Origin of the sequence: Thioalkalivibrio sp. ALJT (assembly GCF_000381825.1) — a bacterium.
GTDB lineage: Bacteria > Pseudomonadota > Gammaproteobacteria > Ectothiorhodospirales > Ectothiorhodospiraceae > Thioalkalivibrio.
Genome location: NZ_KB907125.1, coordinates 129,287 through 151,202, shown reverse-complemented (window position 1 = coordinate 151,202; position 21,916 = coordinate 129,287). Strand labels below are relative to the sequence as shown.

The 21,916-nt window shown below is 66.1% G+C and carries 16 protein-coding genes and 1 tRNA gene; 9 read left to right on the top strand and 8 right to left on the bottom strand.

The window, feature by feature from the left end:
- Positions 1-87 precede the first annotated feature (87 nt).
- Positions 88-480 (top strand): hypothetical protein, encoded by a 393-nt coding sequence (locus tag G332_RS12765; protein ID WP_019626377.1) that lies wholly within the window; start codon positions 88-90, stop codon positions 478-480.
- 180 nt (positions 481-660) lie between these two features.
- On the opposite strand, the gene G332_RS0107490 is transcribed toward G332_RS12765, so the two are convergent.
- The 6 genes from G332_RS0107490 to ispB form a co-directional block, all read right to left on the bottom strand.
- Entirely contained in the window at positions 661-1,323 is a 663-nt protein-coding gene (locus tag G332_RS0107490) for a class I SAM-dependent methyltransferase (RefSeq protein ID WP_019626376.1), read from the bottom strand.
- A 36-nt stretch (positions 1,324-1,359) separates the two neighbouring features.
- Positions 1,360-3,531 (bottom strand): bifunctional GTP diphosphokinase/guanosine-3',5'-bis pyrophosphate 3'-pyrophosphohydrolase, encoded by a 2,172-nt coding sequence (gene spoT / locus G332_RS0107485; RefSeq protein WP_019626375.1) that lies wholly within the window; start codon positions 3,529-3,531, stop codon positions 1,360-1,362.
- A gap of 13 nt (positions 3,532-3,544) precedes the next feature.
- A complete protein-coding gene (gene rpoZ, locus G332_RS0107480; RefSeq protein WP_019626374.1) occupies positions 3,545-3,820 on the bottom strand; it encodes a DNA-directed RNA polymerase subunit omega in 276 nt (91 codons plus the stop codon).
- Between the two features lie 37 nt (positions 3,821-3,857).
- Positions 3,858-4,508: a guanylate kinase gene (gene gmk, locus G332_RS0107475; RefSeq protein ID WP_019626373.1), complete on the bottom strand. Its 651-nt coding sequence runs from the start codon at positions 4,506-4,508 to the stop codon at positions 3,858-3,860.
- Between the two features lie 105 nt (positions 4,509-4,613).
- Positions 4,614-4,690, bottom strand: a tRNA-Pro gene (locus tag G332_RS0107470).
- A 101-nt stretch (positions 4,691-4,791) separates the two neighbouring features.
- A complete protein-coding gene (ispB, locus tag G332_RS0107465) occupies positions 4,792-5,760 on the bottom strand; it encodes an octaprenyl diphosphate synthase (RefSeq protein ID WP_019626372.1) in 969 nt (322 codons plus the stop codon).
- Between the two features lie 242 nt (positions 5,761-6,002).
- Here ispB and rplU point away from each other — a divergent pair, with 242 nt between their 5' ends.
- From rplU to proB, 4 genes are all read left to right on the top strand, one after another.
- A complete protein-coding gene (rplU, locus tag G332_RS0107460) occupies positions 6,003-6,314 on the top strand; it encodes a 50S ribosomal protein L21 (protein WP_017941885.1) in 312 nt (103 codons plus the stop codon).
- 29 nt (positions 6,315-6,343) lie between these two features.
- Positions 6,344-6,604 (top strand): 50S ribosomal protein L27, encoded by a 261-nt coding sequence (gene rpmA / locus G332_RS0107455; RefSeq protein ID WP_018872320.1) that lies wholly within the window; start codon positions 6,344-6,346, stop codon positions 6,602-6,604.
- A 377-nt stretch (positions 6,605-6,981) separates the two neighbouring features.
- Positions 6,982-8,055 (top strand): Obg family GTPase CgtA, encoded by a 1,074-nt coding sequence (gene cgtA, locus G332_RS0107450; protein ID WP_019626371.1) that lies wholly within the window; start codon positions 6,982-6,984, stop codon positions 8,053-8,055.
- On the top strand, positions 8,049-9,188 hold the full coding sequence (gene proB / locus G332_RS0107445) for a glutamate 5-kinase (RefSeq protein WP_019626370.1): 1,140 nt from the start codon (positions 8,049-8,051) through the stop codon (positions 9,186-9,188). The genes cgtA and proB overlap by 7 nt, the downstream gene beginning before the upstream one ends.
- A gap of 304 nt (positions 9,189-9,492) precedes the next feature.
- Here the strand turns inward: proB and xseA are convergent, their stop codons facing one another.
- Positions 9,493-10,902, bottom strand: a complete 1,410-nt coding sequence (xseA, locus tag G332_RS0107440; RefSeq protein ID WP_019626369.1) for an exodeoxyribonuclease VII large subunit — start codon at positions 10,900-10,902, stop codon at positions 9,493-9,495.
- Between the two features lie 7 nt (positions 10,903-10,909).
- A complete protein-coding gene (locus tag G332_RS0107435; protein ID WP_019626368.1) occupies positions 10,910-11,680 on the bottom strand; it encodes a DUF4197 domain-containing protein in 771 nt (256 codons plus the stop codon).
- A gap of 191 nt (positions 11,681-11,871) precedes the next feature.
- Between G332_RS0107435 and guaB the strand changes: the two genes are divergently transcribed.
- The 4 genes from guaB (at position 11,872) to G332_RS12760 (ending at position 21,893) form a co-directional block, all read left to right on the top strand.
- A complete protein-coding gene (gene guaB, locus G332_RS0107430; RefSeq protein WP_019626367.1) occupies positions 11,872-13,332 on the top strand; it encodes an IMP dehydrogenase in 1,461 nt (486 codons plus the stop codon).
- A gap of 63 nt (positions 13,333-13,395) precedes the next feature.
- Entirely contained in the window at positions 13,396-14,973 is a 1,578-nt protein-coding gene (gene guaA, locus G332_RS0107425; RefSeq protein WP_019626366.1) for a glutamine-hydrolyzing GMP synthase, read from the top strand.
- Between the two features lie 153 nt (positions 14,974-15,126).
- Positions 15,127-18,852: a PAS domain S-box protein gene (locus G332_RS0107420; protein WP_081619782.1), complete on the top strand. Its 3,726-nt coding sequence runs from the start codon at positions 15,127-15,129 to the stop codon at positions 18,850-18,852.
- Positions 18,853-18,854: 2 nt separating this feature from the next.
- Positions 18,855-21,893, top strand: coding sequence for an ABC transporter substrate-binding protein (locus G332_RS12760; RefSeq protein WP_081619777.1), 3,039 nt, complete (start codon positions 18,855-18,857; stop codon positions 21,891-21,893).
- Positions 21,894-21,916: the final 23 nt, after the last annotated feature.

Sequence of the window (21,916 nt, the reverse complement as noted above, 5' to 3'; positions counted from 1 at the left end):
GAAATGTTCGGGCTATGTTCGTTGCAATACGGTTTTTGCGAGGTATGGCACGTGATGGCTCGATGCGGGGTGGTGTTGCAGTGGGGGATGCTCATGGTGTTGCTGGCGGGCTGTGCCGTGCAGTCCGGAGCGCCGGAGGCGGCGGATGTGCCGGCGGACCGGGAGCCGGCGCCCACGGCTTTCGCATCGCAGGCGGTGCCGACGCTTGCGCCCGCGGCAACGCCCGGTGCCGCGGTGCTGGGGTGGCTCGCATCTACCCGGTGGGCCTCAGGGCTGGCGGTGGACTACTCCGGGCTGGTGATTGATCAGCCGCGCCCGGAACGAGCGGAGCTGCGACTGACCGGGCTGCGCGATGATGCCGTGAGCGCCTATGAATTTCGCCTGGAGCTGGACGCGACGGAAGCGGGGTGGGTGGTCGTTGCGATCGAGCGTCGTGCCATCTGCCGCCGCGGCCTCGGCGAAAGCGGCCTTTGCTTGTAACGTCTCGCGGTGCCCGTGGTGATCTTTGTGCCGCGAATGCGGTTCACGGGCAGGCCGGGAGAACGAAAGAAGATCGGTTCGAGCGAGATGTTGAAGTTCCCGGGCGCCCCGGTGCCATCTTCCCGTCTTCCGAAGACCACCCTTGACCCCTGGTCGACCCCCGCGGGACTTGTGGCCGGCTCAGCGGCGCCGGGCGAGGGTCAGGCCGTCGCCGATGGGGGCCAGCGAGAGGTCGATGCGTTCGTCGTGGTGCAGGGCATTGTTGAAGGCGCGGATCGCGCGGGTGTCCTCGCGCTCGTCGTCCGGGTCGGCGACGGTGCCATGCCACAGGGTATTGTCGACCAGGATCAGGCCGCCGGCGCGGACCAGTCGCAGGCAGTGTTCGAAGTAGTCGGGGTAGCCGGTCTTGTCGGCGTCGATGAAGGCCAGGTCGAAGCGGCCGGTCTCGCCGCGCTGCTCCAGGGCCTGTAGCGAGTCGCGCGCCGCCCCCGGCTCGAGCCGGATGCGGCCGCTGACTCCGGCGCGTTCCCAGTAGCGCCGGGCCGTGGCGGTCCATTGCGCGCTGTTGTCCAGGGTGACGACCTCGCCGTCTTCGGGCAGGGCCAGCGCGACGGCCAGTGCACTGTAGCCGGTGAAGGTGCCAATCTCCAGGTAACGCCTGGCCCCCATGAGCCGCGCCAGCAGTGCCATGAACTGGCCCTGTTCGGGCGCGATCTGCATGTTGGCCTCGGGCAGCTTCGCGGTCTCGGCACGCAGATCGGCGAGCACGTCCGGCTCGCGCAGCGAGTGCTCCAGGAGGTAGTGGTACAGCGGCCCATCGAGGCCGATGGAACGATTGGACATCAGGCGCTCCCGGTTTCTGGGGGTTGGGCAGACGCGTCAGCCGCGCTGACGCGAGATGCGCAGGACGTCGCTCAGGCGGCGCAGGCCGCGCATGATCTGGGCCAGGTGCTGGCGGTCGCGCACCGTCAGCAGGAAGGTCATGGCCGTGGAGTGGCCGTCCTGCTCGTTGAAGGAGATATGTTCGATGTTGGAGCCGTGATCAGCGATGACCGCGGCCATGTCCGCCAGGGCCCCGCGACGGTTGGCGGTACGCGTGCGCACGGCCGCCGTGAACTGCAGTTGCGGTTCGTGCGACCACTCGAGAGCGATCGTGCGGTCGGCGCGCTCGCGACTGTCGTGCAGGACGTTGCGGCAGCTCTCGCGATGGACCACCAGCCCGCGTCCGGCACTGAGCTGGCCAATGATCGGGTCGCCCGGGATCGGGTGGCAGCAGCGGGCGTAACTCAGCACCAGCCCCTCGGTGCCCTTGACCGCCAGGGTCGTCGTTGTCGCCGCCGTGGCTTCGGGGCCCTCCGTGCCGACCATTTGCCGCGCCACCAGGGAGGCCATGCGGTTGCCCAGACCGATGTCAATCAGCAGGGCGTCGAGGTCTTCCAGTTGCATCGCGTCCAGCATCTGGTCCAGACGGGCAGGGGAGATCTGGGACAGGCGGGCGCCCAGGGATTCCAGGGCCTTGTCCAGCAGGCGTTCGCCCAGGGTGCGGGCCTCCTCCGACTGCATCGACTTCAGGCAGTGGCGGATGCCGGTACGCGCCTTGCCGGTGACCACAAAGGACAGCCATGCCGGGTTGGGGCGCGCGCCAGAGGCGGTGACGATCTCGACTGTCTGCCCGCTTTGCAGGCGCGTGGACAACGGTGCCAGCTGGCGGTCGATCTTGGCCGCCACGCAGCGGTTGCCGACATCCGAGTGCACGGCATAGGCAAAGTCGACCGGAGTGGCGTCGCGTGGCAGCACCAGGATGTCGCCACCGGGCGTGAAGGTGTAGACCTCGTCCGGGAACAGGTCGACCTTCACGTTCTCCAGGAACTCGATGGAGTTGCCTACGCTCTTCTGGATCTCGAGGACATCCTGCAGCCATTCGCGTGCGCGGCTCTGTGCCGTGCGGGTGGATTCGCCCCCGGCCTTGTACTGCCAGTGGGCGGCGATGCCGCTTTCGGCCACGCGATCCATTTCGGTGGAGCGGATCTGGATCTCGATCGGGATGCCCTGGGGACCGAACAGGATGGTGTGCAGCGACTGGTAGCCGTTGGACTTGGGGATCGCGATGTAGTCCTTGAAGCGCCCCGGGACCGGCTTGTACAGGTTGTGCACCACCCCCAGCGAGCGATAGCAGGTGTCGACATCGTCGACGATGATGCGGATGGCGAAGACATCGAACACGTCCTCGAACGAGTGGTGCTTTTCGCGCATCTTGCGGTAGATGCTGTACAGGCTCTTTTCGCGCCCGGAGATGCGACCGATGATCCCGGCCGCCTCCATGCGCGAGCAGATGGCCTGCTCGATGTTCTTCATTGGTTCGCGCCGGTTGCCGCCGGCCCGTTGCACGGCCTGCTCCAGGACCGCGGCGCGCCAGGGGTGCTTGGCGGAAAAGCCGAGCTGCTCCAGCTCGCGGCGGATCGCGTTCATCCCCAGGCGCTGGGCGATCGGCGCGTAGATCTCCAGGGTTTCCTTGGCGATGCGGCGGCGCTTGTCCGGGCGCATCACGCCCAGAGTGCGCATGTTGTGCAGACGGTCGGCCAGCTTGATCAGGATCACCCGGATATCGCGGGTGATCGCCAGCATCATCTTGCGGAAGTTCTCCGCCTGCGCCTCGGCCTTGGACTGGAACTGCAGGTGGGTGAGCTTGGAGACGCCGTCCACCAGTTCGGCCACCTCCTCGCCGAACTCGGCGTGGATGCGGTCCTTGCTGGTGGCGGTGTCCTCCATCACGTCATGCAGGATGGCAGCACAGATCGCCTGGTGATCCATCCGCATCTCGGCCATGGTGCGGGCCACGGCCAGGGGGTGATAGATGTAGGGTTCGCCGGTCTTGCGGGTCTGCCCTTCGTGGGACTCCGCGCCCAGGAGGTAGGCGCGATAGACTTCCTCGACCTCGTTGGGCTCGAGATAGGCCTCGAGCTCCGAGCACAGATCGCTGATCAGAAAACGGGTCGAGGTGCCCGCTGCCGAGGAGGCGGCCCCGGGCGCGGCTGGCTGCCCAGCGGCCATGAAACGAGAACCCCTAGCGTTCGTCGGCTTCGAGCTGTTCCAGATGGCGGATGGTGCTGAAATCCAGCATCTGGTTCTGGGGACGCTCGTCGTGCTCATCGAACACTTCGACACCGACCGCGCCGGCGGCGATTTCGCGCAGGGCGATCACCGTGGGCTTGTCATTGTCCTCGGGTACGCGCGGTTCCTTGCCGTGGGCGATGTGACGGGCCCGGCGGGCGGCCATCAGCACCAGCTGGAAGCGGTTTTCGACGTTTTCGAGGCAGTCCTCGACGGTGACGCGTGCCATCGGATACTCCGGTCAGTAAATTCTTGAGCTGTTGATGTTACGCCGACCCCGGTTCCAGCGCCAACAGGTTGCCCAGGGTGGATGCGGATCGGTGCTCCTGCTCCACGGTGCGCAGACGGTTGCTGCGGAAGATGCAGGCCAGGTCGCGCACGGCCTGGTCAAAGTCGGCGTTGACGACGGTGTAGTCGTATTCGCGGAAATGCGTGCAGTCGGATTCTGCGTCGCGCAGGCGCCGCTGGATTACGGCTTCCTCATCCTGGCCGCGCCCCCGCAGTCGGCGTTCCAGTTCGTCCCGCGAGGGCGGCAGGATGAAGATCGAGTGGGCATCCGGAACGGCGGCGCGCACCTGACGCGCGCCCTGCCAGTCGATTTCCAGGATCACGTCGACCCCGGCATCCAGGCGTGCATCCACGCTGGCATGGGCCGTGCCGTAGAAGTTGTCGAACACCTTGGCGTGTTCCAGTAACTGGCCGTCCTCGATCATGCCCAGGAAGGTCTCGGCGGAGACGAAGTGGTAGTGCTGACCGTCTACCTCGCTGGCGCGCGGTTTGCGCGTCGTATGCGAGACCGAGACTTCTACGGAATTCACCGACTCCAGCAGGGCCGTGACCAGGCTGGTCTTGCCGGCTCCGGAGGGGGCGGAGACGATATAGAGCGAGCCGCGAGCGGCAGGGGCTATGGCGGTCATGGACGTGTCCGCAGGACCTGGGTGTGATCGAGACTGGCGGGTTTCGGGCCGACGGTGCCGTTTGCGGGGCCGTGGGCCGAAACTTCCAGGGTCAAAGAAGAAGGTTGGTCGGAGTGAAAGGATTCGAACCTTCGACCCCTGCCTCCCGAAGGCAGTGCTCTACCAAGCTGAGCTACACTCCGAACCGAGCCCGCTATTATGCCGGGCCATTGCCGGCATGTCCATGCCCCCGGGCGTAAAACCTGTCGGCATGTTGCGAGGGCCGGGCCACGAGCCGATCCAGTCAGTGATCGCGCCCGACCGCGAAGCGCGCGAGATCGATCAGTGCCTGGCGCTGGGGAGAGTCGGGCAGGTGATCGATGGCCTCGATGGCGGCGGCGGTCTCGGTCTCGGCGCGGGCGCGGGTGTAAGCAAGGCCGTCGGTGGCGTGTACGACCTGCAGCACCGCGTCCACCTGCTCGCGGCCGCCGTTTTCGATCGCCTGGCGGACTGTCTCCTGCTGGTCCGGGTTGCCGACGCGCCGGGCGTGGATCAGCGGCAGGGTGGGCTTGCCTTCGGCGAGATCGTCGCCCATGCGCTTGCCGGTAACGTCGTCGCTGGATGAATAGTCGAGCACGTCGTCGATCAGCTGAAACGCGGTGCCCAGGTGCATGCCGTAGCGGGCCAGCGCCTCTTCCTCCCGCATCGAGCGTTGCCCGAGGATGGCGCCCAGCTGGCAGGCGGCCTCGAACAACTTGGCCGTCTTGGACTGGATCACATGCATGTAGCGGGCCTCGTCGACGTCGGCATCATGACAGTTCATCAGCTGCATCACCTCGCCCTCCGCGATCACGTTGGTCGCGTGCGAGAGGATCTCCATGACCCGCATCGAGCCGACCTCGACCATCATCTCGAACGCGCGCGAATAGAGGAAGTCGCCCACCAGCACCGCGGCCTCGTTGCCGAATATGTGGTTGGCGGTCTCGTTTCCGCGCCGCAGTTCGGAGGCATCGACCACGTCGTCGTGCAGCAGGGTGGCGGTATGGATGAACTCGACCACTGCGGCCAGGGTGATGGGGTCGCGGCCCTCAACCTGACAGGCCCGGGCCGACAGGGTGACCAGCAGGGGCCGCAGGCGCTTGCCGCCCGAGTGAATAATGTAGTGACCGAGCTGGTTGATCAGCACGACCGGCGAACTGAGGCGTTCGCGGATGCACTGGTCGACGGCCTGCATGTCGTCGGCCGTCAGTTCTCGGATCGCGTCAATGGGCATGGGGGTTGGCTAGCGCGCTCGTTAGGTGGTCGTGAGAGCGAACGAATGCTAGGGAAAGGCGGGTCAATGTACAAGTTCGTGGTGCGTGCCGGAGGGTTGGCGGGGCGCGCATGGATGCCATGCGCCCGATTGCCCGAGCATTGACCCGGGCGAGAACCGCTGCTAGCATTTTCGCCCTTTCGCGAGACCGGCTTTCAGTTCCGGCTGGTCCACACAAGGTATCGCAACGGAGTCCCAGGGAAATGTACGCGATCATCGCAACAGGTGGTAAACAGTACCGCGTCGCCGAAGGCGACGTGATTCGCATCGAAAAGCTCGAGGCCGAGGCCGGTTCCGAGGTCGAATTCGACCAGGTGCTGATGGTCGGTGCGGGTGACGATGTCCGCGTCGGGGCCCCGCTGGTGGACGGTGGCAAGGTCACCGCCAAGGTCGAAGACCATGGCCGTGCCAAGAAGGTCCACATCATGAAATTCCGGCGGCGCAAGCATTCCCAGAAGCAGATGGGGCACCGCCAGCACTACACCACCGTGCGCATCACCGGCATCGCCGGCTGATCGGCGCAGGCATTCAGGAGAGCTGAACCATGGCACATAAGAAGGCAGGCGGGAGTACCCGCAACGGGCGCGATTCCGAAAGCAAACGCCTGGGCGTGAAGCGCTTTGGCGGTCAGGTCGTGCGCGCTGGCAACATCCTCGTTCGTCAGCGCGGGACGCAGTATCATCCCGGCGAGGGCGTGGGTTGTGGCAAGGACCACACGCTGTTCGCCAAGGTGGACGGCCAGGTCGTCTTCAAGGTGGGTGGCAAGCACAACCGTCGTTTCGTGAGCGTCCAGCCGCAGCAGTAAGCCGGCCGGCTAGGGAGACGCTGATTGAATCGCACGTCCGCGTTGGTGCCCCCTGTTTTCCGAGACAAGGCGCGTCGTGCAGCGGGTAGTGGTTCTACCCGCAAGCGGCGCAACGCAGGATCGGGCCATATTCATTCAGAATCGGGGGGGCACCAACCCCACAAGCCATTGAAGGCAGGGGCTCGGCCGCTTTTGCGCGCGCACTGCGTTGCGGTTCCCTTGTGCAGAGTGACTGCACGGCAGTCACCGCGCCTTGTTCGCACGCAAAAGCGACTCGAGCGCGGACGTGCGATTCAATCAGCGTCTCCCTAGCGAAGCGATCGCGAAAAGCCCCGTTCTTCGGGGCTTTTTTTGTTCTGTACTGCGGGAAGCAAGCAATGAAGTTCATCGACGAGGCCACCATTACGGTGAAGGCCGGTGACGGCGGCAACGGCTGTGTCAGTTTTCGCCGCGAGAAATATATCCCGTTCGGCGGCCCGGACGGGGGTGACGGCGGCGATGGCGGCTCGGTGTGGCTGGTCGGTGACGAAGGACTGAACACCCTGGCCGATTTCCGCTATCAGCGCCGCTTCGATGCCCAGCGTGGCGAGAACGGCATGGGGCGCCAGCGCACCGGTGCCTCCGGAGAGGACCTGGAGATCGCGGTGCCGGTCGGGACCCAGGTGCGGGATGCCGAGACGGGCGAAATCCTGGGCGACGTCACCCAAGAGGGCCAGCGGCTGCTGGTCGCCCAGGGCGGTTTTCACGGGCTCGGCAACACCCGCTACAAGTCGTCCACCAACCAGGCGCCGCGGCAGAGCAAGCCGGGCACACCGGGCGAGCTGCGCAAGCTGTCGCTGGAGCTGATGGTGCTGGCGGATGTCGGGCTGCTGGGGCTGCCGAATGCCGGCAAGTCCACGCTGCTGGCACGCGCCTCGGCGGCGCGGCCGAAGATTGCCGACTATCCCTTCACCACGCTGATTCCGCAGCTGGGCGTGGTGCGCATCGGCGTCAACCAGAGCTTCGTGATCGCCGACATTCCGGGGCTGATCGAGGGCGCCGCCGAGGGCGCGGGTCTGGGCACGCGTTTTCTCAAGCACCTGGCGCGTACCCGCCTGCTGCTGCACGTGGTGGATGTGGCCCCGCCCGACCCGGAGGCGGATCCGCTGGCGGACCTGCACACTGCGGTCACCGAGCTGGAACATCATAGCGACCAGTTGGCCTCCCTGCCGCGCTGGATCGTACTGAACAAGAAGGAATTGCTGGACCCCGAGGACCTGGAGGCCCTGGTCGAGCGCGTCAGGGCGGACCAGGGCGATGTGCATCCGGTGTTCGTTATCTCGGCGGCGACCGGGGACGGCATGGATGCGCTGCTCCAGGCCGTGATGCGACATATCGAGGAGACCGCGCAGAGCAAGGCCGAGGCCGCCCGCCGTGGGCTGGCCGCGGATCCGGAGGATGCCTCGTGGTAGCGACCGCAGACGCCGTGCGCAGCCTCCCCGGCATCCAGCGAGTGGTGGTCAAGATCGGCAGTGCGCTGATCACCGCGGACGGGGCCGGGCTCGACCGCCCGGCGCTGGAGTCCTGGGCGCACCAGATTGCCGCGCTGCGTCGGCGTGGCCTGGAGGTCATCCTGGTCTCCAGTGGCGCGGTGGCCGAGGGCATGCGGCGGCTGGGCATGACCGAACGGCCGCATCAGCTGCACCACGTGCAGGCGGCCGCGGCGGTCGGGCAGATGGGGCTGGTGCAGGCCTACGAGCGCGAGTTCGCCAGCCATGGTCTGCACGCCGCGCAGGTCCTGCTGACCCATGACGACCTGGCGGACCGCTCGCGCTACCTGAATGCCCGCAGCACCATGCAGGCACTGCTGGAGATGGGCACGATCCCGGTGGTTAACGAGAACGACACCGTCGCCTACGAGGAGATCCGGCTGGGGGACAACGACACCCTGGCAGCGCTGGTCGCCAACCTGGTGGTGGCCGACCTGCTGCTGATCCTGACCGACCAGGATGGCTTGTTCGACCGCGATCCGCGCAAACATGCGGACGCTCGCCTGATCGCCGAAGGACGGGCCTCGGATGCCCAGCTGCACCGCTACGTGGCCACTGACTTCGGGCGTCTGGGGCGCGGCGGCATGGCGACCAAGCTGCTGGCCGCCGAACGCGCGGCGCGCTCCGGTACGCATACCGTGATCGCCTCCGGGCGCGAGGCGCAGGTGATGGGGCGGGTGCTCAAGGGCGAGCCTCTGGGGACCTGGCTGAAGCCGGACCGCGAGCCACTGGCCGCGCGCAAACGCTGGCTGGCGGATCAGCTGCACTCGCGCGGACAGTTGCAGCTGGATGCCGGGGCCGCGCGGGTGCTGCGCGAGTCGGGCAGCAGCCTGCTGCCGGTGGGGGTGGTCGGGGTCGAGGGCGATTTCCGCCGCGGCGAGATGGTGACCTGCCTGGACCCGGATGGGGTCGCGGTGGCGCGCGGGCTCACCAACTACGGGGCCAGCGAGATCCAGCGCATCCGCGGCCAGCGCGCCGACCGCATCGAAGCGGAGCTGGGCTACTTGCTGGAGCCGGAACTGATCCACCGGGACAACCTCGTCCTGCTCTCCTGATCAACGCCGGGTACCGCTGTCCTGCGTGGGCCTTCGATACCACGGCTGCAGGAGCGTGCAAGCACGCCCCTGCGGCGTTGGGGGGGGCTGAACAGGTATCCGGGTTCTCGGCGGTGGAGGCGGCATGATGGTGGGGTGTGCGTGACGCAGGAAGTCCCGGCTCTCCGCTGCGCTCCGGCGGGGCTGGCCTTGTAGCGGCCGACCCTGGGCCGTCCCTCCTGACCCCTTCGCGCGCTCTCCGTCTTCCTGTTGCGCGCGATTTTCTCTGCACCCTTTGTGGTTCAAGACCAGGAGGCCGCGGGCTTCAATCGTCGGCGTGAGTGCCGGTGACGTCCAGATCCAGGTGGCCGCGCGCCAGGCGCGCGCGCAGGTGCTGGCCGGGGGCGGTCTGGTCGGCGCGGCGCAGGACGTCGCCCTCGGGGGTTTGCAGGATCGCATAGCCGCGTTCCAGTACCGCCTCCGGGTCCAGTGAACGCAACTGGCGGGCGCTGGCATCCAGCTGGCGCTGGCGGCTGGCCACTGCCTGCCGGGTGGTGTCCTCCAGTTGCCGTCGCAGCCGCGCCAGGTCCTCACGTTGCCGGGCGATGTCGTGGTCGGGGCGCACCCGTGTCAGGCGCTGGTGCAGGTGATCGAGACGCATGCGGGCCGCGGCGAGGCGATTGCCGGGCGCGGCGCCGGCGAGCCGGAGCTGGATGTGCTGCAGTCGCGACCGGGCGCGTTCCTCTATGCGTGACCAGGCGCGAGTCAGGCGCTCGCGCTGATCGTCCAGACGCTGGGCGTCGCGCTCCAGCAGCTGGCGCGGATGGCGCCGTTCCAGGCGCGCGTGCAGTGCCGCGAGGGCCTGCTGCAGCCGGTCAATGCGCTGGCCGAGCAGGCCGGCGAGGCGTTCGCGGGCGCGCGCCAGCTGGTGGCGCAGGGTGGCGGCATCCGGGCTGACGGCCTCCGCTGCGGCCGTTGGTGTGGAGGCGCGCAGATCGGCGACGAAGTCGGCGATGGTGGTGTCGGTCTCGTGCCCTACGCCGGTGACGACCGGGATGGGGCAGGCGGCGATCGCGCGTGCGACGCTCTCCTCGTTGAAGGCCTGCAGATCCTCCAGTGAACCGCCGCCGCGGGCCAGGATGATGACGTCCACACGGCCCTCGCGGACAGCCTGCTCCAGCGCCGCGACGATCTGGCCGGCGGCCTGTGCGCCTTGCACTGCAGTGGGGTAGAGGGTGAAGGGCAACAGCAGCGGGAAGCGCCGTGCCAGGGTGCGTTCGATATCGTGTCGCACATCGCCCTGGTTGGAGGTGATCACGCCGAGACGGTGGGTCCAGGCGGGAAGGGGGCGTTTCCTCTCGGGCTCGAACAGGCCCTCGGCGGCGAGCTTTGCCTTCAGGCGCTGGAAGGCCGCCAGGAGCTGGCCTTCGCCCGCCGGTTGCAGGGCCTCGACGATGACCTGGAACTGGCCACGCGCCGCGTAGACCCCGGCGCGACCCTGGATTTGTACGGCGTCGCCATTGGCAAAGCGCGCGGCGTTGCGGGCGTTGCCACGAAACAGTACGCAGCTGACCGAGCTGTCCGCATCTTTCAGCGAGAAGTACTGGTGGCCGGAGGCGTACTGGCGCAGGTTGGAGATTTCACCCTCCACGCGCAGGCGGCCGAGGCCGTCGCGCAGCAGGCCGTCGGCGCACTGGTTGAGTTCGGTAACGGAAAAGACCGGGGCGTTGTTCATGCGCTCCTCAGAGTCGGGAAAAGACGCGCTGGAAGACATCCGTGCCGCGGCCGATGGGGTCGACCCGCAGGCGCGCTTCCTCTTCGGCCATCGCGTGGAACAGACCGTTCATGGTGTGCTCCAGCACATGTCCGACCAGGTCCAGGCGGACGTTGGCGAGGAAGGGGATATCACGCATCTGCGATTCCAGAGTGCGGTACGAGCTCAGGGCTTCGACCGCATCCAGGCTGGCAGTGACCGGTTCCCGCATGGCCTCGGTCAGCTGTGGACGCATCGCCTGCTCCAGATGTCGGGTGGCGGCGTCCTTGTCACCGAGCAGGAGGTCGCGGGCGTGCTCCAGGTCCAGCTCGAAGATGGCCCGGATGAGGGGCCCGCGTGCATGCCGCACGGCGCCCTCGGCGGCATGGTTGATGCGCAGCTCCAGGGTGCTCAGCGGCGCCTCCATGCCCAGGCGACCGAGGGAGCGACGGGTGGTGGCCAGTACCTCGGGCAGCGGGATCCGCACATCCGGGTTGCCGTAGAAGCCGTTGCGTCGGCTGAGCGCCTCGGAGGCCGAATGGGTGGCGATCACCAGGGCCTCGTGTACCGCCTCGATCAGTTCCGCAGTGGACAGCCCCGAGAGTCTCGGGGGGCGTGCGAGCAGTGCACGAAACATGTCATGACCGGAACGCCACCATTCCGCCCGGGCACTGCCGGAGACGAGACCGAGGGGGGGTATCAGCATCAGGGCCAGCATGCGCCGGCGAGTGATGCCGGCCTGGGGCGCGCGCTCGGGCATGGGTTCTCGACTGACGGGGTTGCGGGTGAGTCGGCATCCTATCAGGGCCGCCGTGCGGCCGTCTCCGCGCGGGCCCTCGCACGCGTGCGCTGGCTTGTCGAGGCAGGGCCCGAATCCTATACTGGGGAGCTATTTATCCGCCCCCGGGACATCCTCTCCTGTCTACCGGCGGGCCCGGCCTGGAGTGGTACATGCGGATCGTCGGTGAAGCCCTTACGTTTGATGATGTACTGCTGATCCCGGGGCATTCGAATGTCGTGCCACGCGATGTCGACCTGACCACGAAGATCACCCGTGGCATCTCGTTGTCCGCTCCGGTGGTGTCGGCCGCAATGGACACGGTCACCGAGGCGCGTCTGGCGATTGCGATGGCCCAGGAGGGCGGGCTGGGAATCGTGCACAAGAACATGTCCATCGAGGCCCAGGCGGCCGAGGTCCGGCAGGTCAAGAAGTACGAAAGCGGCGTCATCAGCGAGCCGATCACCATTGGACCGGATGCGACCATCGGTCAGGTGGTGAAACTGACCGATGCCAACCACATCTCCGGTGTGCCGGTGGTGGATGGCAACAACCTGGTCGGCATCGTGACCTCCCGTGACCTGCGCTTCGAGAACCGTATGGAGGCCCCGGTCACCGAGATCATGACCCCGCGCGACCGGCTGGTGACCGTGCCCGAGGGGGCCGACCGAGAGATGGTGCTGGAACTGCTGCACAAGCACCGTATCGAGAAGGTGCTGGTGGTCAACGACGACTTCCAGCTGCGCGGGATGATCACGGTCAAGGACATCCAGAAATCCACCGAGCATCCGAATGCCTCCAAGGACGAGCGTGGCCGCCTGCGCGTGGGTGCGGCGGTCGGCGTGGGCGATGGCACGGACGAGCGCGTGGCCGCGCTGGTCGAGGCCGGGGTGGACGTGCTGGTGGTGGACACCGCGCACGGCCATTCCCAGGGCGTGCTCGACCGCGTTGCCTGGGTGAAGAAGCACTACCCGGACGTGCAGGTGGTCGGCGGCAACATCGCCACCGCCGCCGCCGCGAAGGACCTGGTTGCGGCCGGGGCGGATGGCGTGAAGGTGGGGATCGGGCCGGGCTCGATCTGCACCACCCGCATTGTGGCCGGTGTGGGCGTGCCGCAGATCACCGCGATCTCGGATGTGGCCGAGGCGCTTCAGGGCACCGGCGTGCCGCTGATCGCCGACGGTGGCGTACGTTTCTCCGGGGATCTGGCCAAGGCGATCGCCGCGGGCGCGGACTGCGTGATGCTGGGTTCGATGTTCGCCGGGACCGAGGAGGCCCCGGGCGAGGTCGAGCTCTACCAGGGCCGCTCCTACAAGATCTATCGCGGCATGGGCTCGCTGGGTGCGATGCAGCAGGGCTCCTCGGATCGCTACTTCCAGGATCCGAATGCCTCGGCCGACAAGTTCGTGCCCGAAGGCATCGAGGGCCGCGTGCCGTACAAGGGCTCGATCGTCGCGATCATCTACCAGCTGATGGGCGGGCTGCGTTCGTCCATGGGGTACGTTGGCGCGCACAACATCGAAGCGATGCGGACCAAGCCGCACTTCGTCCGCGTGACCGCCGCGGGCATGCGCGAGAGCCATGTGCACGACGTCTCGATCACCAAGGAAGCCCCGAACTACCGCATGGACTGACCGGGCCTCGCCCAGTCCCCGTAAGCACCCCGGCCTGCCCCGGCCGGGAAACCGGATGACCTCATGACCCAGGATCTTCACGCCCACCGCATTCTGGTGCTGGACTTCGGCTCCCAGTACACCCAGCTGATCGCCCGCCGCGTGCGCGAGGCCGGGGTCTACTCCGAGGTGCATGCCTGGGATATGCCGGCGGCGGACATCCGCGCGTTCAATCCCACCGGCATCATCCTGTCCGGCGGCCCGGAGTCGGTGAATATCGACCAGCCGCCGCGCGCCGAGGACACCGTGTTCGAGCTGGGCGTGCCGGTGCTGGGGATCTGCTACGGCATGCAGACCATGGCCGCGCAGTTGGGCGGCCGGGTCGAACCGTCCGAGCGCCGCGAATTCGGCTATGCCCAGGTGCGCGCCCGCGGCCACACCCCGCTGTTGCGTGACATCGAGGATCACACCACACCGGAGGGTTACGGCCTTCTGGACGTGTGGATGTCGCATGGCGACCACGTGACCGAGCTGCCGCAGGGCTTTCGCCTGATGGCCTCCACCGATTCCGCGCCGATCGCCGGCATGGCCGACCCGGAGCGCGGCTTCTACGGCGTGCAGTTCCACCCCGAGGTCACGCACACGACCCAGGGCCAGCGCATCATCGAACGCTTCCTGCACGAGATCTGTGGCTGCGAGGCGCTGTGGACCGCCGACAACATCATCGACGACATGGCTGCGCGGGTGCGCGAGCAGGTCGGGGACGACCACGTGGTGCTGGGCCTGTCCGGCGGGGTGGATTCCTCGGTGGTCGGGGCGCTGCTGCACAAGGCGATCGGCGACCAGCTCACCTGCGTGTTCGTGGACACCGGGCTGCTGCGCGAGGGCGAGGGTGACCAGGTGATGGCCACCTTCGCCCGCCACATGGGCGTGAACGTGATCCGCGTGGATGCCGAGGACCGCTTCATGAGCGCGCTGGCCGGCATCGCGGACCCGGAGGCCAAGCGCAAGGTCATCGGCGGGCTGTTCATCGACGTGTTCGACGAGGAGGCCGCGAAGCTGAACAACGTGCAGTGGCTGGCCCAGGGCACGATCTACCCGGACGTGATCGAGTCGGCCGACTCCAAGACCGGCAAGGCGCATGTGATCAAGTCGCACCACAACGTGGGCGGCCTGCCGGAGAACATGAAACTCGGTCTGGTCGAGCCGCTGCGCGAGCTGTTCAAGGACGAGGTGCGCAAGATCGGCGTGGAGCTGGGCCTGCCCACCGAGATGGTCTACCGCCACCCGTTCCCGGGGCCGGGTCTGGGCGTGCGCATCCTCGGCGCCGTGAAAAAGGAATACGCCGATCTGCTGCGCCGGGCCGATGCGATCTTCATCGAGGAGCTGCGCAAGGCGGATCTGTACGACAAGACCTCGCAGGCGTTTGCGGTGTTCCTGCCGGTGAAGTCGGTCGGGGTGATGGGCGACGGCCGGCGCTACGACTACGTGGTCGCGCTGCGCGCGGTGGAGACCATCGACTTCATGACCGCGCGCTGGGCGCACCTGCCATACGACTTCCTCGATCACGTCTCGCGCCGGATCATCAACGAGATCCCCGGCATCTCGCGCGTGACCTACGACATCTCCGGCAAGCCCCCCGCCACCATCGAGTGGGAATAGTCCTCCTGGACGGCGTCTCCCTGGTTGGGGCAGAAAGCCGGACGTGGCAGTATCGGGTATCCCCGAGTCGTGCGTGGTCCAATTCTGTTGAAAACGCCTCCCTGCCCCGGCGACGAAAAAGAGCGGCTGCGAGCGCTGCGGACTCGAGGGCTGCTGGATACCGCGGCTGAGGAGCGGTTCGACCGACTGACGCGTCTGGCGCGGCGGATGTTCGGGGTGTCCATCGCGCTGGTTTCGCTGGTGGACGAGGACCGGCAGTGGTTCAAGTCGCGGCAGGGTCTCGAGGTGGCGGAGACCGGGCGTGATGTCTCCTTTTGCGGGCATACGATTCTCGGGGGCGATATCTTCGAGATTCCCGATGCGCGCGCGGACGCCCGGTTTGCCGACAACCCACTGGTGACCGGGGAGCCGCAGATCCGGTTCTACGCCGGTGCGCCACTGACAACCGCCGACGGTTACCGGATCGGGACGCTTTGCCTGATCGACGGCCGGCCGCGGCAGTTGAGCGAGGACGAGCGACGCTCCCTGCGTGACCTCGCCGATGCGGTCGAGGCGGAAATCGATTCCACCGAGCAACGGGCGCTTGGCAATGCGCTGACCGATCTGCGGCAGCTTGGCGAGGTGATTACCCGTGCGCAGTCGGCGTTCATTCGCGATGCCGATCAGGACCGTGGGCAGGTCTTTGACGGACTGCTGGCGGATATCCTCGAGCTGACCCACAGCGAATACGGCTTTATCGGAGAGGTACTGCACACGCCTGAAGGTTCGCCTTACCTCAAGACCAGTGCCATCACCAATATCGCCTGGGATGACGCGACCCGCGCCATCTACGCGGCCAACGCACCCCAGGGGTCGGAGTTTCACAACCTGGAGACCCTGTTCGGCGCGGCCCTGACCGGCGCGGGGCCGGTGATTGCCAATGACCCCGCCGGAGACCCGCGCAGCGGGGGCTTGCCCGAAGGACATCCGCCGCTCAAGGCCTTTCTGGGGATACCCATCGAGCACGGGGGCGAGCGGATCGCCGTGCTGGGGATCGCCAACCGTCCGGGTGGCTACGACCCGGAACTGGTGGAGTTTCTCCAGCCGCTGCTCGCCACGCTGGGGCAGTTGGTGGATGCGGCTCGCACTCGTCGTCGTTACCGGGCGGGCGAGTTGGAGCGGGTGCGGCTGTCCCGGGTGGCGAGCGAGACGACCAATGGCGTGATCATTACCAACGCCGATGGCCGGGTTGAGTGGATCAACGACGGCTTTACCCGCTTGAGTGGCTATACCCTGGACGCAATGCTTGGCCGCAAGCCGGGTGAACTGTTGCAGGGTGTCGGGACCGATCCGGAGGCGGTAGCCCGGATCGGTGGGGCGCTGGCGCGCGGCGAACCATTCGTTGAAGATCTGTTGAACTATCACATCGACGGCCATCCGTACTGGGTGCGGATCGACTGCACTCCATTGCGCGACGAGCAGGGGATGTTGCAGGGGTTCATCGCGATCGAGTCCGATGTGACCCGGGAACGCGAGGATGCCGAACGGATCCGCGAGAGCGAGCAACAGTTCCGCTCGCTGGTCGACAATATCCCCGGAATCACCTATCGCTGCCTGCCGGATTCGGACTGGACCATGCTCTACATGAGCGACCAGGTGGATCCGCTGTCGGGCTATCCTGCCAGCGACTTCATCGACAATGCCGTGCGCAGTTACGCCAGCGTGATCCACGCGGATGACCGGGCACGACTCGAGGATGCGGTGGAGCAGGCCTTGAGCGCCGGCAACGACTGGTCCGTTGAATACCGTATTCGGCATTGTGACGGCAGTATCCGCTGGGCCCAGGAACGGGGCTCCGCCATTCGTGATCCGGATGGTCGAGTACGCTACCTCGACGGCTTCATCCTCGATGTGACTCGGGAACGGGACCATCGTGAACAGCATCAACGCCAGCTGGACGCGTTCGCGGCGCTCAACGAGATTGCATCCCTGGTGGCCCTGGACCTCGATGACCAGCTCGAGCGCGCGCTACAAACGGGGGCCGACTTTCTGGGGCTGGAACTGGGCATCGTCAGCCGGATCCGCGGCGACGACTATACGGTGCGGGCGTTCGTCGCGCCGGCTGGTGCCCCCCTTGAGCGTGGTCAGCGCTTTGCGCTCGGGCGTACCTACTGTGCGCTGACCCTTGCACACAACGACCTGTTGACGATCGAGCACATGGGCGCGTCCGAGCACCAGGGCCACCCGTGTTACGCGGACTTCGGCCTGGAAGCCTACATCGGTGTCGTGCTGGAGGTTGAGGGACAGCGCTTTGGCACCCTGAACTTTTCGTCGGCGCACCCCAGACCGGCCGCGTTCAGCGAGGGTGAACGCATGTTCGTGCGTCTGTTGGGGCGCTGGGTGGCCGCGAGCCTGGAGCGGGAACAGTCGCACGAGCAGTTGAAGAAGCTGACCTCACTGGTCCCGGGTATGGTGTATCAGTATCGGCAGTGGCCGGACGGCCGCGTGGCCTTCCCGTACAGCAGCCCCGGCATCCGGGATATCTACGGCATCAGCGCAGAGGCGGCACGCGAGGATGCCAGCGCGGTGTTCCGCCGTCTGCACCCGAAGGACCGGGATCGGGTGGCGCAGTCCATCGAACGGTCGCGGCGGGAACTGAGCAACTGGCATTGCGAGTATCGCACCCTGCGGGATGATGGTCGCGTGGGGTGGGTGCAGGGTCACGCCTCGCCCGAGCCCCTCGACGACGGCAGTACGCTGTGGCACGGATATATTCGGGATATCACGGATGAAAAGGAGGCCGAGCTGGCCGTCGCGGACAGCGAGGCCCGCCTGCGGGGGCTGTTCGAGCTCTCACCGGTGGGGATCGCGCTGAACGATTACGCGACCGGGGCGTTTGTGGATCTCAACGCGGCCCTGTTGCGCCCGACCGGTTATACCCGCGAGGAGTTCGTTGCACTCAGCTACTGGGATGTCACGCCCCGGGAGTACGCAGCGCAGGAAGCGCAGCAACTGGAGAGCATGGAACAGACGGGCCGTTACGGCCCCTACGAGAAGGAATACATCCGCAAGGATGGCACCCGGTATCCCGTACTGCTCAACGGCATGGTCGTGCACGACAAGTCCGGTCGCAAACTGATCTGGTCCATTATCGAGGATATCTCCGAGCGCAAGCGCATCGAGCGCATGAAAAACGAGTTCATCTCCACCGTCAGCCACGAGCTGCGCACGCCGCTCACGTCCATCTCCGGGGCCCTGGGCCTGCTGACGGGCGGGGCGGCAGGGGCGTTGCCGGAGCGGGTGCAGGAGATGCTGGAGATTGCCCACAAGAACAGCAAGCGCCTGGGGCTGCTGATCAACGACCTGCTGGACATGGAAAAGCTGGTGGCCGGCAAGATGCGCTTCGAGATGCAAGAGCAGCCGCTGTTCCCGTTGCTGGAGCAGGCGGTGCGCAGCAACCAGAGCTACGCCGACCCGTACGGGGTGCACCTGATGCTGGATGCGGAGGACGACGGGGTCCGGGTCGAGGTGGATGCCGACCGCCTGCAGCAGGTGCTGGCCAATCTGCTCTCCAACGCAGCCAAGTTCTCGCCGGAGGGTGGCGAGGTGCGGGTGGCGGTGGAGCGTGACGGCGCCCGGGTGCGCGTCTCGGTGATCGATCACGGACCCGGGATCCCGGAGGCGTTCCGCGAACGCATCTTCCAGAAGTTTTCCCAGGCCGATGCCTCCGACACCCGCCAGAAGGGCGGTAGCGGCCTGGGGCTGGCGATCACCCGGGAACTGGTGGAGCGCATGGGCGGCGAGGTCGGGTTCGACTCCGTGCCGGACGCGGGGGCGACTTTCTGGTTCAAACTGCCACTGACCGGGCAGGGCCGGGGCAAGCATGGGGGTGCCCAGTGAATATGGAGAGCGTAAGGCTCGGCCTGATGCCGCCACTGACCGGCCTGGTCAGCATATACGGAACGGAGATCCTCCGCGCCGCAGAGATCGCCTGTGCCGAGATCAACGAACAGGGCGGTGTGCTGGGCCGGCCACTGGAGCTTGTGGTCGAGGATGACGGCAGTTTGCCGGAGAGCGCGGTCGCCGCAGCGGAAAAACTGGTCAAGCAGCATGGCTGCGCCGCCATCATTGGCAACCTGCTGTCCAACTCCCGTATCGCCGTTGCCTATCGCGTGGCCGAACCGAACCGGGTTCCGCAGCTCAATTTTTCCTTCCACGAAGGCAGTATCGATAGCCGCTATTTCTTCCACTTCGCCGCCCTGCCCAATCAGCAGATCGACCGCATGATCCCCTACATGCGGGAGCAGTACGGCCCGCGGTTTTTCTTTGCCGGCAACAACTACGAATGGCCCCGCGGCTCCATTGCAGCCGCCAGGGACGCGTTGGCGAAGTGCGGCGGTGAATCACTGGGTGAGGAATACCGCGACATCGGCGTGGCCGTAGAGGAGATCGATCGCCTGCTCGACGTTGTTGCGGCGGCTGCTCCGGACGTCTTTGTGCCGTACTTTGCCGGCGCCGACCAGATCAACCTGCTTACGCGCTTTTCCGAGCGTGGACTCAAGTCGGGTATTGCAGTGGTTATGGGGCACTACGACGAGATGATGGCGAGCAAGCTGCCGCCACAGGTGCGTGAGGGCCTGTACTCCAGCAACACCTATTTCATGAGCGTGGACAGCGATGCCAATCGTAATTTCATGGAGCGGCTGGCACAGATGCCAGGTGTCAATGGCATCTGGCCGCACGGCAATGGCACCCTCACCAACTTCAGCGAAGGCGCTTATGTCTGTGTGAAGGCGTTTGCCGCCGCAGCCAATGCCGCCGGCAGTATCGATTCCGAGGCGCTGGTCGACGCACTCAAGACCGTCCGCGTGACGGCGCCACAGGGCAGCGTGGTGATGGACCCGGAGACCCAGCATGCCGCGGTCAACTGCTATCTGACGCGATGCAACCGCGAGGGTGTCTTCGACATCATCCAGGCATTCGAACTACAGCCCCCGGTGATTCCCGAGCGCTACCGTCACCAGAAAATCAGCAGTCACGCCACCCTGGAGGACGACATTCGTCTGCAGGCGCGGATGCTCGAGCAGATGTACGGCGGGGTGTTGCTGATCGATTCGGGCAGCCAGACCGTCATCTATGCCAATGCCGGCGCCGAGAAGATGTTTGGATACGAGCGTGGCGGACTGGTCAACACGCCGTGGCAGCAGCTCGGCCCGCCTGATCGCGAATCTGGCGCCAGTCGGCTGCAGGATGTCGCCGCCAGCATTCTGCAACATGGCGCCTGGGAAGGGGAGCTGCGACAGCGGCACCAGAATGGCACCGAACTCTACTGTATGGCTTCATTCAGTACCTTCACCCACCCGGTGCAGGGTGAGGTCTGGCTTGCCGTCTACACCGACATAACCGACCGCAAGCAGGCTGAACGCAAATTGCGCGAGAGCGAGCAGCGCTTCCGGGATGCCACCCAGCAGTTGACGCTGGCGACCGAGGCGGCGCATCTGGGTGTATGGGATTTGAACCTGACCAGTGGGCGGCTTGACTGGGATTCCGGGATGTTCCGTCTTTACGGCGTGTTACCCCGCGATTTTGGTCACCATGCCGATGACTGGAGGCGCGCCTTGCTGCCCGAAGACGTGGAGCACGCAGAAGCTAGCCTCGAAACGATCCTTGAACGCCCCGGGACACCCCGCGAGTTCACGTTCCGAATTCTCCGGGGCGATGGGGCGACACGTCATATTCGCGCCATGGCACAGGCGATAACCGACGCAGCCGGTATTGTCGTGCGGGCGATTGGCGTGAACGAAGACGTTACCGAGCGTATGGAGGCGGAGCGAGCCCTGGCGGAGCAGGCGCTTCGCACGCAGACGATCATCGATAACATCGTGGACGGGATCATCACGATCGATCGCGATGGGTTGATCCAGTCGTTCAATCCGGGTGCAAGTCGCATCTTCGGGTATACGCCCCGTGAGGTTGCCGGTCGCAATGTAAGCGTGTTGATGACCGGGCCTGATCGTGAGAGCCATGACTTTTACCTGCGTCATTATCAGGCCACGGGGAACCGGCGGGTGATTGGCACCAGCAGGGAACTGCAGGGGCGCCGCAAGGATGGAACCGTGTTCCCGATGGAAGTTTCTGTATCGGAGGTCAGGCAACACGGCGAGCCTCTCTATGTGGGGGTTGTGCGCGATATCACCGAACGCAAGCGGGTGGAGCGCATGAAGAACGAGTTCGTCTCCACGGTGAGCCACGAACTGCGTACGCCACTGACGTCGATCTCGGGGGCCCTTGGGATGGTGGCCAGCGGCGCGCTTGGTGCATTGCCGGAGAAGGTCGGCGAAATGGTCACGATTGCCCAGCGCAACAGCCAGCGGCTGACGCTATTGATCAACGATCTGCTCGATATGGAGAAAATCGCGGCGGGCAAGCTGCACTTCGATATGCGTGCGGAGCCGCTCGAGCCGCTACTCGAACAGGCGCTCGAGAGCTATCGGGGTTATGCCGAACAGCACCAGGTCCAGCTGGTGCTCGAGAGTGGCGCGCCCGGGGTTACGGTTCGGGTCGATGACCAGCGCCTGTTGCAGGTGCTCGCCAATCTTCTGTCGAACGCAGTGAAGTTCTCGCCCCCGGGGGGCAGCGTGCGGGTTTCGGTGCAGGCGTTGAATGAACCGACTGAAGGCGTCCGGGTCAGTGTGGCGGATGACGGGCCAGGTGTACCGGACAACTTCCGCGAGCAGATTTTCGGGAAATTCGCACAGGCGGATGGCTCCGACAGCCGAACGAAGGGCGGGACCGGGCTCGGCCTCGCGATTAGCCGGGAACTGGTAGAACATATGGGCGGGCGTATAGGCTTCGACTCCGTGGAGGGTGTGGGAGCGACATTCTGGTTCGAGTTGCCGCTTGCCCGCGACACGGATGGTTATCCATCCAGTTCAGAATGAGGGTGCGGCTACGGCCGGCACGC

Excerpts from the sequence above, each read along its gene's own strand:
- G332_RS12765 (WP_019626377.1), top strand. The coding sequence starts at position 88 with ATGCTCATGGTGTTGCTGGCGGGCTGTGCCGTGCAGTCCGGAGCGCCG.
- G332_RS0107490 (WP_019626376.1), bottom strand. The coding sequence starts at position 1,323 with ATGTCCAATCGTTCCATCGGCCTCGATGGGCCGCTGTACCACTACCTC.
- spoT (WP_019626375.1), bottom strand. The coding sequence starts at position 3,531 with ATGGCCGCTGGGCAGCCAGCCGCGCCCGGGGCCGCCTCCTCGGCAGCG.
- rpoZ (WP_019626374.1), bottom strand. The coding sequence starts at position 3,820 with ATGGCACGCGTCACCGTCGAGGACTGCCTCGAAAACGTCGAAAACCGC.
- gmk (WP_019626373.1), bottom strand. The coding sequence starts at position 4,508 with ATGACCGCCATAGCCCCTGCCGCTCGCGGCTCGCTCTATATCGTCTCC.
- ispB (WP_019626372.1), bottom strand. The coding sequence starts at position 5,760 with ATGCCCATTGACGCGATCCGAGAACTGACGGCCGACGACATGCAGGCC.
- rplU (WP_017941885.1), top strand. The coding sequence starts at position 6,003 with ATGTACGCGATCATCGCAACAGGTGGTAAACAGTACCGCGTCGCCGAA.
- rpmA (WP_018872320.1), top strand. The coding sequence starts at position 6,344 with ATGGCACATAAGAAGGCAGGCGGGAGTACCCGCAACGGGCGCGATTCC.
- cgtA (WP_019626371.1), top strand. The coding sequence starts at position 6,982 with ATGAAGTTCATCGACGAGGCCACCATTACGGTGAAGGCCGGTGACGGC.
- xseA (WP_019626369.1), bottom strand. The coding sequence starts at position 10,902 with ATGAACAACGCCCCGGTCTTTTCCGTTACCGAACTCAACCAGTGCGCC.
- G332_RS0107435 (WP_019626368.1), bottom strand. The coding sequence starts at position 11,680 with ATGCCCGAGCGCGCGCCCCAGGCCGGCATCACTCGCCGGCGCATGCTG.
- guaB (WP_019626367.1), top strand. The coding sequence starts at position 11,872 with ATGCGGATCGTCGGTGAAGCCCTTACGTTTGATGATGTACTGCTGATC.
- guaA (WP_019626366.1), top strand. The coding sequence starts at position 13,396 with ATGACCCAGGATCTTCACGCCCACCGCATTCTGGTGCTGGACTTCGGC.
- G332_RS12760 (WP_081619777.1), top strand. The coding sequence starts at position 18,855 with ATGGAGAGCGTAAGGCTCGGCCTGATGCCGCCACTGACCGGCCTGGTC.